We start from the raw sequence: 13,449 nt of genomic DNA on the forward strand, positions 1-13,449 counted from the left end.
GAGGGATTGAGGGTGAGGTTTGATTTTATTTAACATTTCTATTATCAACATCTGCGCTGTATGTATGGTGCAGGATCTCTCGCACCTCCATTAAAATTTTTCCTAGCATGTTTTTACCACTACCATCGGCTCCGCAACCCCAGTAAAAATCGATGGGCGAGTTTTCAACAATTTCTGCATTGCCTGTGGAAAGTAAGATATCCCTGATATCTGTATGAGTTTGAAATTTAGCTTGCACAGCTTCCCGCATGATGTCGTCTTTAACTTGTTCCCAATCTTCCCGTAGGGGACGGGTTCTCTCACGCCCCATTTTTGCCGCATCTTTAGGTGTTTTAACTAGACGAATTTGTTCTACATGAGGTGTACCCACAAACTTTTGTGCTTGAAAGTAGTGTTCGCTAGTTGACCAATACAATCCATCTAATTCAAAGCCGTGGGGCGAAAAGTTAGAGAAACAGCCATATTCTTCACGAGTGCTATAAAAGTAGATTGTCAAAGAATTTGATACCACTTTTAATTTAGTTAATTTGTAAGGGCTGAAGCCTTTACTAAAAGCAAGTTTAAGTAATTTTATATTCCGTAACTAAACCTTATCTAAGTTGAGAACCGTAGTTTTCACCCTCTCCCTAAATCCCTCTCCCAAATGCTTGAGAGGGAGTTTGAAATTCTGGCTCCCCGAATCCCAGATTTGGGATTCGGGGTTGGCGGATGAGGGCAAATCCTTTTTATCATGGAAGAACTATAGGTTTCAAGATAGACGTGGTTTAATTTGATTTATTATTGTCTACTTACCTAGTTTTAGAAGTTTGCTGAAGTCAAGATAAAGAATATTAATAATAAATCCTCCCTTTCCTCCTAAAAATGCGGGGCTATGTCCGCTATTTCTGAGAGTATTTGGGAGGATATTCAAGAAATAAATGTCAGTAATCTACAAGTATTAACTATTGACTCAATTTAAACACACTTGCTAAAAGTTAAGTGTTGATTTACCCAACAGCTACAGACACATTTGCCACAGAACCATTATTTAGGATAGGCTGACGGGTTTTCAAGTCAAATTTGAAGCCATGTGGCAAAATATGAAGCTTTGCACCGCAAATCGCCAAAGACTCATCCTTCAAAATTTCGCCCATATTGTTGTATGTAGCCTCTGATTCATCAACAATCGTAACCGCACCTGCACCAATAATTTCAATTTGGTTATCTGTCACCACCATAGCAGTATTTTCGTCAATACCGAATCCCAAAACAGCAGGCTGTAGTATCAAAGCTGAAATTAAGCGTCCCAAGCGTCCGCGTTGGGAAAAATGTTGGTCAATTACCACTCCTGGTAGAAAACCAAGACCTGGACCCATTTCAACAGTTTCAATCCGAGGATGTGTTTCTGAGTCGCCTTCCACAATCATTACGTCTGGCATCACGGCGGCTCCGGCACTTGTGCCTGCGATAACTATACCTTCAGAGAACCGTTGATGAATCGCCGTATCTATTTCGGTGCCCTTGAGGATGTTAGTGATGCGAGCTTGATCTCCCCCAGTAAAAAATACCCCAGTTGCTTTATTAATTGCTTCCAATGCGGTAGATGAAGATGCATCTTCGCGGGTTTCTGTATCAATAATGCGAGCATTCTCGGCTCCCAACCGCTCAAATACTCTAATATAATTTTCTCCCACTTCTCTTGGTAATTCTGTCGCCGCCGTCATAATTACAATGTACGCCTTCGTACCGCCAGCGCGGCGCACAAAGTCGCGCAGAATTTGGCAATCTCCTTCCTTGTCTTCAGCGCCCCCGATAATTACTAGCTGCCGTTTGGGATTAGTTTCTACCATGATGCCCTCTGATTTTGAGTTAATAAATTTTACTAAACCATGACAATTCCAACTATCAAATCATCCCTTTGGTAGATTACCTGATAGAAGGTGTATTATAATTTGCGTAGACGCAAAGCAGCTTGTCGTTAGACATCGCAACGAAACCAAAAGATTTTTCCAAAAAATTACATGAAAAATAACTATCCTCATTAACGTTTCTTGACTTAATAAAACCCACAGCACCAACTGCCTCTAGAGCGATTTTCTAGAGGCATCACTAATTGCCGATTGAAAATTTGTCGGGCAATTATTAAATGATTGGTATTAACTCTAGCTGGGTGCAATTAGAGGATGTTTGAAAAGTCATTTTGTCGGTATTAAAAGTTATAGATCCCTCTAAATACCCCTATAAAAAGGGGAACTTTAATTCCGGTTGTCCTCTTTTTAAGGGGAGCGGGCGAGGTCTTGCGGTCTCCCAAAATGGAGAGACTAACGTGGGTGTAGGGGGGGATCTAAAAGTGCCTATAGTCACAGTGAAATACTTTTCAAACAACCTCTTAGATATCTGATGGTAAGTCCTAATGAATGTCACTTTTGTAAAGCAAGTTAGTTAAGAAAAAACGTGCTTGTTCTAGTGGCAGATGCCTGGGTTTGCCTTGGTAGACAATTTGATACTCATTCATCTCTGGGCCATCACCATGCCCAGAGATCAGCTTTTGGTGAAAAGCTTCTTCAGCAAGTTCTCGAATTTCGTCTCTTAGAGCAGCTTCTGTGCTATTCATACTTTGCTGTCTTTTCAATACCGCACATCTATTTATACAAATTATTGGCTCGTGTTGCACCTTTCAAAGGTTATATCTTTGACTAGTCATGAGGATGAATTGACCGTATTTTTTTCTTTGCTGAGGTTGCCCTGGGTTAATTATGCCTTGAGGTAGTTGAAAATGCTTACTAATAGGGTTAATGTAGGTTCTGATTAGAGCAATGAATTTGCCATCATTATTTAATGTGAATCAATTTACAATCAAGAAGTCTGAGTAACCAGAACTCAGCATTTAAATTTCAGGGTGTTTAGCCAGAGGTTCGTAATCAATGGTTCTACAAAAAAGCAGTGATTTAGTCCGCATTAATGCTAGAAGAACGGATGTATTCGATATTTTCAACTTCAAGCATTATATTGGGCCTAACCCCTATTTAGATATAGGGGCGCTAGTATTTGACTTTGCTCTAGTTGAGTCTAGAGAGCCTTTGCCCATTGAAGATTATATTGCAAGGATTGGCGATCGCTATCCAAATCTGGGCAGTCAAAGCTACGAATCTTACGCTCATCTATTTGCCCAAGTTGTGTCCGAAGTCGGAAAACTTGACATGGACTTGCACCTTAACCGTTGGAGTGTCAAGCCATATCCAGATTTTGTGCGGATTAGCGTCCAATCACTGCATGAACGCACAACTAGAGAGGTAGCTTATTTTGTTTGGGATTGGTTTGAAGCCATTACCCAAGACGAAGACTTTACCTTTGATGAACAATTGGTGAGGCTGCAAAATAAATTCCGCGCCTCTGTCTATGGTGGCCCCACCGTTTACGCCCTATTGCGAACAGCCTACGAAAAAGGTATTCCCGCCTTTTATTTGTGGGAAGAAGGATTAATGCAATACGGATTAGGAAAAAAACATGTCCGGGGGGTAGCAACAACATTTAACTGTGATAGCCATCTAGATTCGGAGTTTACGACTCGCAAAGATGACTGTAAGGCATTCTTGAAAACTTTGGGTTTCCCAGTCCCTGAAGGCGATATCGTCTTTTCTGAAAAAGATGCCTTGGCGGCAGCAAGAAAAATTGGCTACCCAGTGGCAGTTAAGCCAGTGGTAGGCCACAAAGGAATTGGCGTTACGGCTGACGTGCAAGACTCAAAAGAACTTGCAGTTGCTTATAATAGGGCATTGGCAGCGATTCCCGAAGATCAGCTAACTCGGATAATTGTTGAGAAAAGTATTTCTGGATCAGATTTTCGCTTGTTGTGTGTCAATGGCAGATTTGTCGCCGCCACAGAACGCCGTCCAGCCTCGGTTGTTGGTGATGGCTATTTAACCCTTGCAGAATTAATCCGCCTAGAGAACCGGAAACCTGCACGTTTAGACACGCCTACCTCGCCGATGAGTAAAATTCAGATAGATGAAGCGATGGAACTCTACCTAGAGGAACAGCGCTTATCATTGGACAGCGTGATTGAGAAGGGGCGCACTGTTTACCTGCGTAAAGTCGCTAATCTTTCAGCCGGAGGTATGAGCATTGATGCAACCCAGACAGTTCATGATGACAATATTATCTTGGCGCAAGATATTGCTCAACACTTCCAGTTGACTTGCCTTGGTATTGATGTGATTACGAAAAGTCTCTCAGAATCTTGGAAATCCAGTAATTTTGCTATCTTGGAAATCAACGCTGCACCAGGTGTTTTAATGCATCTTAAACCTTCTGAAGGTGAAAGCGTTGATGTGCCTTCTTATATCTTAGAAACCTTTTTTGAGTCAGGTACAGATTCTAGGATACCGATTATTACCTTTAATAAAATCTCAGTTGAAGAACTGCAAGCAACGATTGACCATATCCTTTTGCAAAATCCCAACTGGAGAATAGGCGCTGTTTGTCGTGATGCAGTTTTTGTGAATCGCTCCAAAAAAGTATTAAGCAAAAATTACAACAGCAACGTCCAAACTTTGCTACGTCATCCAAAACTTGATTTGCTGATTGCCGAGTATGCGGAAGATATTGTAAATGAAGAGGGGATGTTTTACCGCAGTAGTAATATGGTAGTTTTGGATAATCCCACGGAAACTGAGATGATCTTGGTACGGGATGTGTTTGATGATTCGACTGTGGTGATTAGAAAAGGTAACCATATTTCTATCCGTCGCAAAGGATTGATTGAAGATTATACTTTGGGTGAAGATGAACCATTTACGCGGGTTTATTTGAAAGAGACTGGAGCAATTTTGTGAGCTAAGTTGTGAGGTACAAGAACCCCACCCCCAACCCCCTCCCCGCTTTTTGAGAGGGGGCTATGATGTACTTCATCTGATTAGGAAATGGTATATATCTCGGATAACTTTTACTAAGTCGGGAATATGGACAGGGAAAATTTTCACAAATGAGATAGGATAAGCTGTGAGTTTCAGGTAGCTGAAAATTGCTATTTATCCGAATTCATCGATTTTCTAGAAGTTTAAAATATCTAATGATTCTTCTATTTCTAAATCTAATATTATTTCTCGTGTATCTTTGAGTGCTTCTAGCTTACCTTGTTGACGATAGATATCTGCCGCTTTTTGAAAATCTTCAATTGCTCCCTGTTTATCTGCTATTTCTAAACGGATATTGCCACGATTATAATAAGCATCTGCATAATTTGAATTAATCTGGATTGCTTGAGTATAATCTTCAATTGCTGCTTCAAAATCTCCTAAATCTGAACGAGCATTACCACGGTTATAATAAGCATCTGCATAATTAGGATTAATCTGGATTGCCTGAGTATAATCTTCAATAGCTCCTTCAAAATCTCCTAAATCTGAACGAGCATTACCACGTTTTTTATAAGCTATGGCATCTTTAGGATTAATTTTAATTGCTTGGGGAAATCCCGGTTGAGAGCCTAATAAATAACGAGAAATGCCACGGTTTTTATAAGCATCAGCATAATGGGGATTAATTTTAATAGCCTGAGTATAATCTTCAATTGCTCCTTGGTTATCTCCTACATGAGAACGAGCTTCAGCCCGATTTTTATAAGCTACGGCAACATTAGGATTAATTCTGATAGCTTGGGTATAATCATTAATTGCTTCTTCTAATCTTCCCAGTTGAGACAAAGCTAGACCTCGTTTATTGTAAGATTTAGCATCATGAAGATTCATCTGGATTGCCTGAGAATAGTCTGCGATCGCAGCTTCATAATCTCCTACTTGATAGTAAGCTAAACCTCGTTTATAATATAAATCAACCTCAGTAGATTTAACTTTTAACGCTTGATTATAGTTAGCGATCGCATTTGAATATTCTCCTTTCTCAAAACATTCATCACCTAATTTTACACAAAGTATATTTAAATCTTCATTACTATATTCGGGTTGTAAATAAGATTTACTTAACTGATTAATAGTTGACTTAACTCCAATTTTCTGCTTCGGGAGATATTTGTAAATTGGTGGTTGTTGCTTAGAAGAATTTATAGAAGATTCTAACTGTTCTAGATAACACCATAAACCGCCACCATAGAGTAATTGTTCTATCCCAAAGGAAATTTTACCAGTTTTCAACTTAATCATCCGGGTTGGGAGAAAGCCAGCCAAAAAAAGGTGATACTCAGATTGTGCTTCACTCACATCTTCTTGAATCAAAATGCAAACTACAACTGCATTTTTTTCAACCTCTTCAGAACTAATTGACCATCTAACTCTATCAATACTACCGTGACGAGATTTCACCTCAATACCAATAGATGGGTCAGAAGTCAAGGTAAAATCTATATTGCCATCGCCACCAAATCGCTTTTCATAATCGACTTCGGTAATAAAATCAGCTAAACGTTCTTTGACAACTTCCTCACCCAACTTTCCTTTGAGATAGCTAATAAAAACATCACGAACTGGCGAAACACGCTTATATTTCTCAGCCATCAGCCAGCAAAATTCTCGTAATGCCTTTAACCTTTCTCCAGAGATTATAGTTAATTCACTATATTGACCTTCTGTTTCACAATGAAGCAGACAACCAGATGTTAACCTTTTAATAAAATCAGACTGTAGCGATCGCAGTAGTATAATCCAATCCATTTATGTTTCTGCGAATCTTTTGATGAGATTATTCTATTAAAATATCCATTCGCCGTAAACCTTTTAATTAGCTTGTGTGATATTCCCAAAAATTGTTTACTATTTGGCAATAATTCTTAATTTAAGTTAACATACTCCCGATAGTGGATTAAGTGAACAGTCAACAGTTATCAGTTATCACGGTTTGGTGTCTCTTATTTGACCACAACTGAAACACACCACTTTTTAGAATTGGGGGACTCTGACTCCCAATTGACTTACAATTTTTAACTGATAACTGATATTTGGTTTCCATGTGGGGCGATCGCTACCTAAGATGGCTAGACTAGCTATAGACTTTGAGGAGTTGAGGAAGTGCGATCGCTCTTAATAATACATGAAATATTAGCTAACCACCAACATCGCAAATGACCCAAAATCAAAACCCCAACCCACAGCCTCTCACCAACTCCAGTCCCCCCTCCTCGCAAGCGGGGAGGGGGTTAGGGGGTGGGGTTCCGGGATACCCTTGGCAAACCCCATACGAACTTTGGAAAAAACTTAAGCCATTAGCGCGACAAATGCGTTGTGAACCAACTCCAGCAGAAAAGCTACTTTGGGAGAAGTTGAGACACAAGCAACTTTTGGGTTTCAAGTTCCGCCGTCAGCAAACAATTGACCGTTTTATCGTCGATTTTTACTGTAATGAAGCGCGGTTAGTGGTGGAAGTGGATGGCGAAATTCACGACTACACCCAACAGGAAGATGCGATACGTCAAGAATTTTTGGAGAGTTTGGGGTTGCAGGTTGTGCGATTTAGAAATGAGGATTTTCTGGAGAGGATGGAGGGGGTGTTGCAGGATATTGCTGCTTGTTTGCAGAGATAGAACCCCACCCCCAACCCCCTCCCCGCTTGCGAGGAGGGGGCTAATTATGTGGGTTTTGGTGGTGTGTGCGATCGCTTTTGGTGAGTAAGTGCGATCGCACCTTTTAGATAGACAATAATCGAAGATTCAGTTTATTAAAACTTTATAATATTTTAACTATACTTAAATATTTTTACTTACTACGCTGTTGTATTTTAATTACAGAGAAACAATTTAATAGTTGTAGAGTAGTCTCAAGATAAAAATATCTTTAAGATTAAATTAGTCTGTCTAATTTTTCAATTGTATAAAAGGTTTAAGTATGGCTAGTAAGCAGATGATCGAAGAATTAGCTAAAGAAGCATGTTGTTGGACTAAAGCATAATTGTTGAAGGCGCTTGGCGAACGTAAAGATATCACTACAAAGGAACAAGCTTATACTTACCTTCAGCATTATGCTGGATATGAGTTGAAACATTTACGGCAATCACTACCTGGACACAAAAGAGCTAACAATAAAAACATACAAATAATTCAAGAACTTGAACAACAAATTGAAAGAGAACAAGAAAAAGTCCAACAACTGGAAAATAAGCTTTTCAACTACGACACACGACTGACACGCCTTGAAGCTCAAGTTCGAGGTATGGAAAACCAAAGAGTGAGAGATATAAGTTTTTAGTCACCCCAACTTTTTTTCCGCAGCAGCGCATCCGCCCAAGCTGCATCTACTTCTGACAATGCTGGTACTGGCTGTTGACTATAATCTACTACCAAATCATAGCCGTAGATATCATATACCTCATTTAATAATGTCTGCAAATCTATAACTGGTTCCGAATCTCCAGAACGCAAAGGTATGGGAAAAGGTGGAATTATATCTGGTAAATTAAAAGCATATAAGTCAGTATAAGGACGGCGATCGCCACGACAAACTAAAATTCCATAGTGACTCTGAATATCATTACCCATCATTGGCATTGGTTCACCTTTACGCAGTAAATCAAAGCAATCAATAAAGATTAATCAACTACATTCTGGCGTTGATTTATTATTCATTGGACAATTCCTCGCTGTTTGATGATTTCTTCCGTTGCGTGAGACAGACCAGGTCAAGGGATGAAATTCAGCCGGAGAATCCGCTTAGAAGAGTCGTTATCCCAAGCGCTGTAAACATTCTTCCAAGCTTCCAGGAAATATGATTCAAGCTGCCCTAAAGTTTGCACCAGAGAATGATAAACTCGGTTGAGCGTTATTGCATCAGACTCGACACCTTGTCTGGTTTCCAGATCAAAAGCCAAATATTGTATATCTGCTTCCTCAACAATTCGAGCGCGGTATAGTCCGGTGAGAATCTCATCCAGTTCTTCACATTTCACCGCCGCGTCCAGCATATATTCTGTGAGATTGGCACCGCCAAGGATTAAGCAACTATCTCCTCGACCGCTAACAGCCAGTAAATCTGGGAGATCATCACTACTATCTGAAATTATCTTTACCCAAGCTTGATCTTCCAAATCTAGATATGGGGAGGTGAGAACGGCTTGTTTAAATTCTTTCCAGTTGTATAAAGCCACACGATCATAAAGAATGTAGCGTACTAGGGGAATGCCTTGCCAACGAGTTACGCACAGATGACCATCGACACTCTCCACGAAAGTATTAGTTGCAAGGAAATGAAAGAAGTGCGGAATCGGGGATTCTATACCAAGGGAACTAGCCAGAGCAGAGTTTCGATATAGTATTTTTCGCAGAGCGATGGTAGCCAGGAATTCCATTCCTAGACCACCCGTATCGGCACTACCATAAAGGGAAAACATAAATGGGATTTTCTCTTCTACCCCTGCACGCTTCTGGAGAGAAATTCGCAAACTCCAAGGTTCAGCCCCATAATGGCTAGTGTCTTTTTCTGGTGTACAGCAAATACGGCTTCGAGAAGCGTCCTCATCCCAGCCGATGATGACTGACTGTCTGACTTCAACTGCGGCCAATAGAAGCTTTGCCCAGATGACCCTGAAGAGCGAAAGATCGTAAAACATTCTTCATAATCATCCCCCACCAGTTCTTCAAATGGGTAAGCGAGGGCGTATGATTTTTTGTCTAACTGGGGTAACTGCTCAAAGCTTTCTCCACCTTTAAACCCCTGGTTTTCCAAAAAACGCTTGTAAGCAGGTACAAAACGTTGGGCGCGTTCAGCAACTTCTTCAGCTATCTGTTTCGCTCCCAAAGAGTTTTTCACAAATACCTGATTCATCCAAAAACTCCTTTTGTAACTTAAAAATCACTGATAGCTTGATTGATAAAAATCACCCAAGCTGATATGCAGTAGAGATTTTTACCAGTCGCTACCTAAAACTCTACCTCATATCGTAACCAAACAAATTTGGGTCTACTTCTCCTAACTGCAACTCTGCTAAACCATACTCCGCCCATCGCCTTTCTACCATCGCCGCCACATCTGGATCAGATTCCAAAGGCGAACCCCATTCATGGTCTGTTTCCGGCGGGATTTTTGTAGTCGCATCAATTCCCATTCGTCCACCTAAGCCAATCTTTTCACTGGCAAAATCCAACGTATCAAAAGGTGTATTCGGCAAAATAAAGACATCTCGCACTGGGTCAACTTTAGAACTAATCGCCCAGACAACTTGACGCGGATCACGAATATTTATGTCTTTATCCACAACAATCACAAATTTTGTGTATGTAAATTGTGGTAAAGCACTCCAAAACGCTAAAGCTGCCCGTCGCGCTTGTCCCGGATATGCTTTATCAATGGAAATAATCGCCGCTTTGTAACTCAATGCTTCCATTGGTAGGAAGAAATCGACAATTTCTGAGACTTGTTGGCGTAGTATGGGCGTATAAATCCGATTTAGTGCGATCGCCATCATCGCTTCTTCTTTAGGTGGACGACCGCTAAATGTTGTTAAGTAAATCGGATTTTTCCGGTGCGTCATACACTCAAAGCGTACCAGGGGCGAATCTTCCACACCGCCGTAATAACCCATGTGGTCGCCAAAAGGGCCATCTGGTAAAACTTCCCCAGGTGTAATCGTTCCTTCTAAGACAAATTCCGAATCTGCGGGAACTTCCAAATCGACAGTTTTGCACTTCGCCAACTGCACACCTGAACCACCGTAAAGTCCAGCAAACAGCCATTCTGATAAATCTACAGGAATGGGTGTAGCAGCTGCCATGATAATTAGAGGATCTACACCAAGTGCGATCGCAACTTCTAATTTTTTCCCACGTTCTGCCGCTTTTCGCAAATGCCTCGCCCCACCCCGCACCGATAACCAGTGAACCGTCATCGTATTTTTAGATTGTAGTTGTAAACGATACACACCTACATTTGGAGTACCCGTCTCACAATCTCTGGTAATTACCAGTCCTAGCGTGATAATCTTGCCAGCATCATTAATATAAGGACGTATCAAAGGTAACTTGTTTAAATCTAAATCATTACCTTGAACTACAACTTGCTGACAAGCAGGGAAAAAATCCCGTCCTGGTTTCGCCTTCACCACATCAAACAGCACTTTCCCAAAATCTATCGCTTGGGAAATCTTCTTCGGCGGCTTTGGCTGTTGCAGCATACTTAGTTTTTTCCCCAAAGTTTCCAACTCCTCTGGATGCTGCATATTCATCGCCCAGCAAATCCTTTCTACAGTTCCCATCAAATTCACCGCCACCGGGAAGGAAGCGCCTTTGACGTTTTCAAACAACAACCCTGGCCCACCTTTTTGCAGCATCCGGTTGGAAATCTCAGCAATTTCTAAATCTGGGTCAACTAAAGCTGAAATTCGCCGTAATTGTCCCTTATCTTCCAAAATTTTGATGAATCCGCGTAAGTCTCTCGCCATTGTTCTAATAAAGCTGATTATTTAAGAAGTATGAAGCGCTTTCTTATATTATGGGGCATTGGAAAGAGGCAGAGGGGCAGTTTTTGCTGGGGACAGGGGGGAAAGAGGTAATTTTATTATTTTCCCCTTTGCCCCCTACCCCCTGCTCCCTCATCTCCCCATTTGGGAAATAAATTGTTGATTTTAATGAGAAATTAACCTATTTAGCAACTTTTCTTAACTGTGTTTTTCAAAGGATTTAGTTATTGTATCTAGGGATACGCAATTATTTTTTATAAATAAGCGCTAACCTAATCAAACATGGCCAGAATATACTATACCTTCCTGGCGGGCGGCTTTGTTATATGGCCCCTGCCGGGTTTATTTGTTACAAGCTGCGACTGTGCCTTGCTTTTGAGTTTTCTGAATTTTTGTAAGTTTGCGTTAGCGTAGACCAAACCAGACATCGCCGCCCCTACCAATATATATAGCAGTCCTAAATCATTCGTGAAAATTATATCTCTCTTTCTTCTTTCTTCTTTCCTTTGCGTCCTTGGCGGTTCGTTTCCTAATCTATATTTTTCACAACTCAAATAGGATTGCTATAGGATTCCTATATCTACTTATAAGGAATATTTTTTTAAGTTGAGCAATGAATTTGATTAATTTTCAAGGATCTCAATAAATAATAATTTTTTATAACATCATTCAACTAAGAATCCTACGCCTAAAAGCTGTGAGATTTTCAAGTAATAATGTTGACTTTACCAGTGTCAATATCGTAACAAGCGCCGACAATTTTGAGTTTCCCTTCACGGAGCAATTTATCCAAAATAGTCGAGCTTTCCTGCAATTTTTCAGCCTGATATTGAATATTGGCTATAACTGCATTCTGCATATTATCACCCGTTCTTAACTTTACCCTTTCTACAGATGGTTTGATACCCTCAATAATCAAACCAATTCTGCCAGGAAGTGGTTCGTTTTTGATTGCTTCTGCTACTGCACCGCATCTTTTATGACCCAAAATTACAATCAACTGCGAACCTAAAACTGTTGTAGAATATTCCAGACTACCTATAACTGTATCACTGACCACATTACCAGCAACTCGCACGACAAATAAATCTCCAAGCCCTTGATCGAAGACGATTTCCGCAGGGACTCTGGAATCTGCACAACCTAATATAGCGGCAAACGGATATTGAGCTTTAGCAACTAATCGCAAGTGTTCTAGTGATTGATCAGGATATTGACGTTTTTGTTGGATAAATCTTTGATTACCATCAAGCAAGCGTCTGATGGCTTCATTAGGACTAACTAGATTAGGATTAACTGGATGAATATCAGCAACAGCAGTTTGCTCTGTATTCCAAAAACTATCACCAAAAGTAGTAGCTGCAATACCTACTACACTGGCAAATTTTAAGAAATCACGTCGCCCTACAAATCCATTAATTCGACTCATCAATCTACCTGAAAACAAAGCTATTCTCAAGAAGATATCAGACTTCAGCAAGATGCAAGAGTACCGTTTTACACGATTTAAGAGTCATTTAATCTTCAGATGACATCGTGATTTAGCACTTAAGTATATAGGCATAATTAAACCAATTCGCAATTCGCTTTTTCGCCCATAGAGCCTCCGGCACGCTACGCGGTTTTCATGGCCCTTTGGGCTGTACGCAATTACGTTTTGTGACGGGGATTTAGCTGAGGCGTTCAATTCGCGCTGCCTATCTTGCTGGGGACTTAAACCCCCAAAGTTTGTTAAACATAAAATTAAATCCTAGTTCGTAGTGAGCGATTCATCGCTTATAGCAAGTTTTATCAGGACTAAAAACCTTTAATTATTTACCCCTATATATGTATTCCCTGTGTTTTGGTCTGACAATTCAGGCTATCTGGAAAACCTCACTTCTATTTCTCTCTTCCTTTAAGGAGAGAGACTTTGAATGGGAACATCCCAAATGAGTGCTTAAATCTTTTCCCTCACCCCCAGCCCCTCTCCCAAATATGGGAGAGGGGAGACATAATTCTAGTTCCCCCTTCCCGCATCGGGAAGAGGGTTAGGGGGTTAGGTTAATGGTTAGCTTTTCCAAATAACCTGAA

12 protein-coding genes are annotated in these 13,449 nt (G+C 40.5%); 3 read left to right on the plus strand and 9 right to left on the minus strand.

Annotated elements, in window-relative coordinates; translation table 11 throughout:
* Positions 1-25: 25 nt before the first annotated feature.
* From V7K73_RS23750 to V7K73_RS23760, 3 genes are all read right to left on the minus strand, one after another.
* A complete protein-coding gene (locus V7K73_RS23750; RefSeq protein WP_334883672.1) occupies positions 26-496 on the minus strand; it encodes an NADAR family protein in 471 nt (156 codons plus the stop codon).
* 490 nt (positions 497-986) lie between these two features.
* A complete protein-coding gene (locus V7K73_RS23755) occupies positions 987-1,829 on the minus strand; it encodes a cyanophycinase (RefSeq protein ID WP_334883619.1) in 843 nt (280 codons plus the stop codon).
* Between the two features lie 560 nt (positions 1,830-2,389).
* Entirely contained in the window at positions 2,390-2,593 is a 204-nt protein-coding gene (locus V7K73_RS23760; RefSeq protein ID WP_334883621.1) for a hypothetical protein, read from the minus strand.
* A gap of 310 nt (positions 2,594-2,903) precedes the next feature.
* Here V7K73_RS23760 and V7K73_RS23765 point away from each other — a divergent pair, with 310 nt between their 5' ends.
* Positions 2,904-4,814, plus strand: a complete 1,911-nt coding sequence (locus V7K73_RS23765) for an ATP-binding protein (RefSeq protein WP_334883623.1) — start codon at positions 2,904-2,906, stop codon at positions 4,812-4,814.
* Between the two features lie 216 nt (positions 4,815-5,030).
* Here V7K73_RS23765 and V7K73_RS23770 read toward each other — a convergent pair whose 3' ends face one another.
* Positions 5,031-6,647 (minus strand): tetratricopeptide repeat protein, encoded by a 1,617-nt coding sequence (locus V7K73_RS23770; RefSeq protein ID WP_334883625.1) that lies wholly within the window; start codon positions 6,645-6,647, stop codon positions 5,031-5,033.
* A 407-nt stretch (positions 6,648-7,054) separates the two neighbouring features.
* On the opposite strand from V7K73_RS23770, the gene V7K73_RS23775 reads away from it, so the two are divergent.
* Both V7K73_RS23775 and V7K73_RS23780 read left to right on the plus strand, forming a co-directional pair.
* Positions 7,055-7,513, plus strand: a complete 459-nt coding sequence (locus V7K73_RS23775; RefSeq protein WP_334883627.1) for an endonuclease domain-containing protein — start codon at positions 7,055-7,057, stop codon at positions 7,511-7,513.
* A 364-nt stretch (positions 7,514-7,877) separates the two neighbouring features.
* Positions 7,878-8,174 carry a hypothetical protein gene (locus V7K73_RS23780; RefSeq protein ID WP_334883628.1) on the plus strand — a complete coding sequence of 99 codons (297 nt, stop codon included), beginning with the start codon at positions 7,878-7,880 and terminating at the stop codon, positions 8,172-8,174.
* Here V7K73_RS23780 and V7K73_RS23785 read toward each other — a convergent pair.
* The 5 genes from V7K73_RS23785 to V7K73_RS23805 all read right to left on the minus strand — a co-directional run bounded on the left by V7K73_RS23785 (position 8,171) and on the right by V7K73_RS23805 (position 12,805).
* On the minus strand, positions 8,171-8,515 hold the full coding sequence (locus V7K73_RS23785; protein WP_334883673.1) for a DUF4058 family protein: 345 nt from the start codon (positions 8,513-8,515) through the stop codon (positions 8,171-8,173). The two genes, V7K73_RS23780 and V7K73_RS23785, sit on opposite strands and share 4 nt — an antisense overlap.
* Positions 8,516-8,604: 89 nt before the next feature.
* On the minus strand, positions 8,605-9,312 hold the full coding sequence (locus V7K73_RS23790; protein WP_334883629.1) for a hypothetical protein: 708 nt from the start codon (positions 9,310-9,312) through the stop codon (positions 8,605-8,607).
* 17 nt (positions 9,313-9,329) lie between these two features.
* Positions 9,330-9,746 carry a hypothetical protein gene (locus V7K73_RS23795; protein WP_334883631.1) on the minus strand — a complete coding sequence of 139 codons (417 nt, stop codon included), beginning with the start codon at positions 9,744-9,746 and terminating at the stop codon, positions 9,330-9,332.
* Positions 9,747-9,849: 103 nt separating this feature from the next.
* Positions 9,850-11,358 (minus strand): UbiD family decarboxylase, encoded by a 1,509-nt coding sequence (locus tag V7K73_RS23800; RefSeq protein WP_334883633.1) that lies wholly within the window; start codon positions 11,356-11,358, stop codon positions 9,850-9,852.
* A 724-nt stretch (positions 11,359-12,082) separates the two neighbouring features.
* Positions 12,083-12,805, minus strand: coding sequence for a carbonic anhydrase (locus V7K73_RS23805; protein ID WP_334883635.1), 723 nt, complete (start codon positions 12,803-12,805; stop codon positions 12,083-12,085).
* Positions 12,806-13,449: the final 644 nt, after the last annotated feature.

It is taken from the genome of Nostoc sp. (genome assembly GCF_036916975.1).
GTDB lineage: Bacteria > Cyanobacteriota > Cyanobacteriia > Cyanobacteriales > Nostocaceae > Nostoc.

Bases quoted from the DNA above. Each gene is read 5' to 3' on its own strand.
- V7K73_RS23775 (WP_334883627.1), top strand. From the start codon at position 7,055: ATGACCCAAAATCAAAACCCCAACCCACAGCCTCTCACCAACTCCAGT.
- V7K73_RS23790 (WP_334883629.1), bottom strand. From the start codon at position 9,312: ATGTTTTCCCTTTATGGTAGTGCCGATACGGGTGGTCTAGGAATGGAA.
- V7K73_RS23765 (WP_334883623.1), top strand. From the start codon at position 2,904: ATGGTTCTACAAAAAAGCAGTGATTTAGTCCGCATTAATGCTAGAAGA.
- V7K73_RS23805 (WP_334883635.1), bottom strand. From the start codon at position 12,805: ATGAGTCGAATTAATGGATTTGTAGGGCGACGTGATTTCTTAAAATTT.
- V7K73_RS23795 (WP_334883631.1), bottom strand. From the start codon at position 9,746: ATGAATCAGGTATTTGTGAAAAACTCTTTGGGAGCGAAACAGATAGCT.
- V7K73_RS23770 (WP_334883625.1), bottom strand. From the start codon at position 6,647: ATGGATTGGATTATACTACTGCGATCGCTACAGTCTGATTTTATTAAA.
- V7K73_RS23800 (WP_334883633.1), bottom strand. From the start codon at position 11,358: ATGGCGAGAGACTTACGCGGATTCATCAAAATTTTGGAAGATAAGGGA.
- V7K73_RS23760 (WP_334883621.1), bottom strand. From the start codon at position 2,593: ATGAATAGCACAGAAGCTGCTCTAAGAGACGAAATTCGAGAACTTGCT.
- V7K73_RS23755 (WP_334883619.1), bottom strand. From the start codon at position 1,829: ATGGTAGAAACTAATCCCAAACGGCAGCTAGTAATTATCGGGGGCGCT.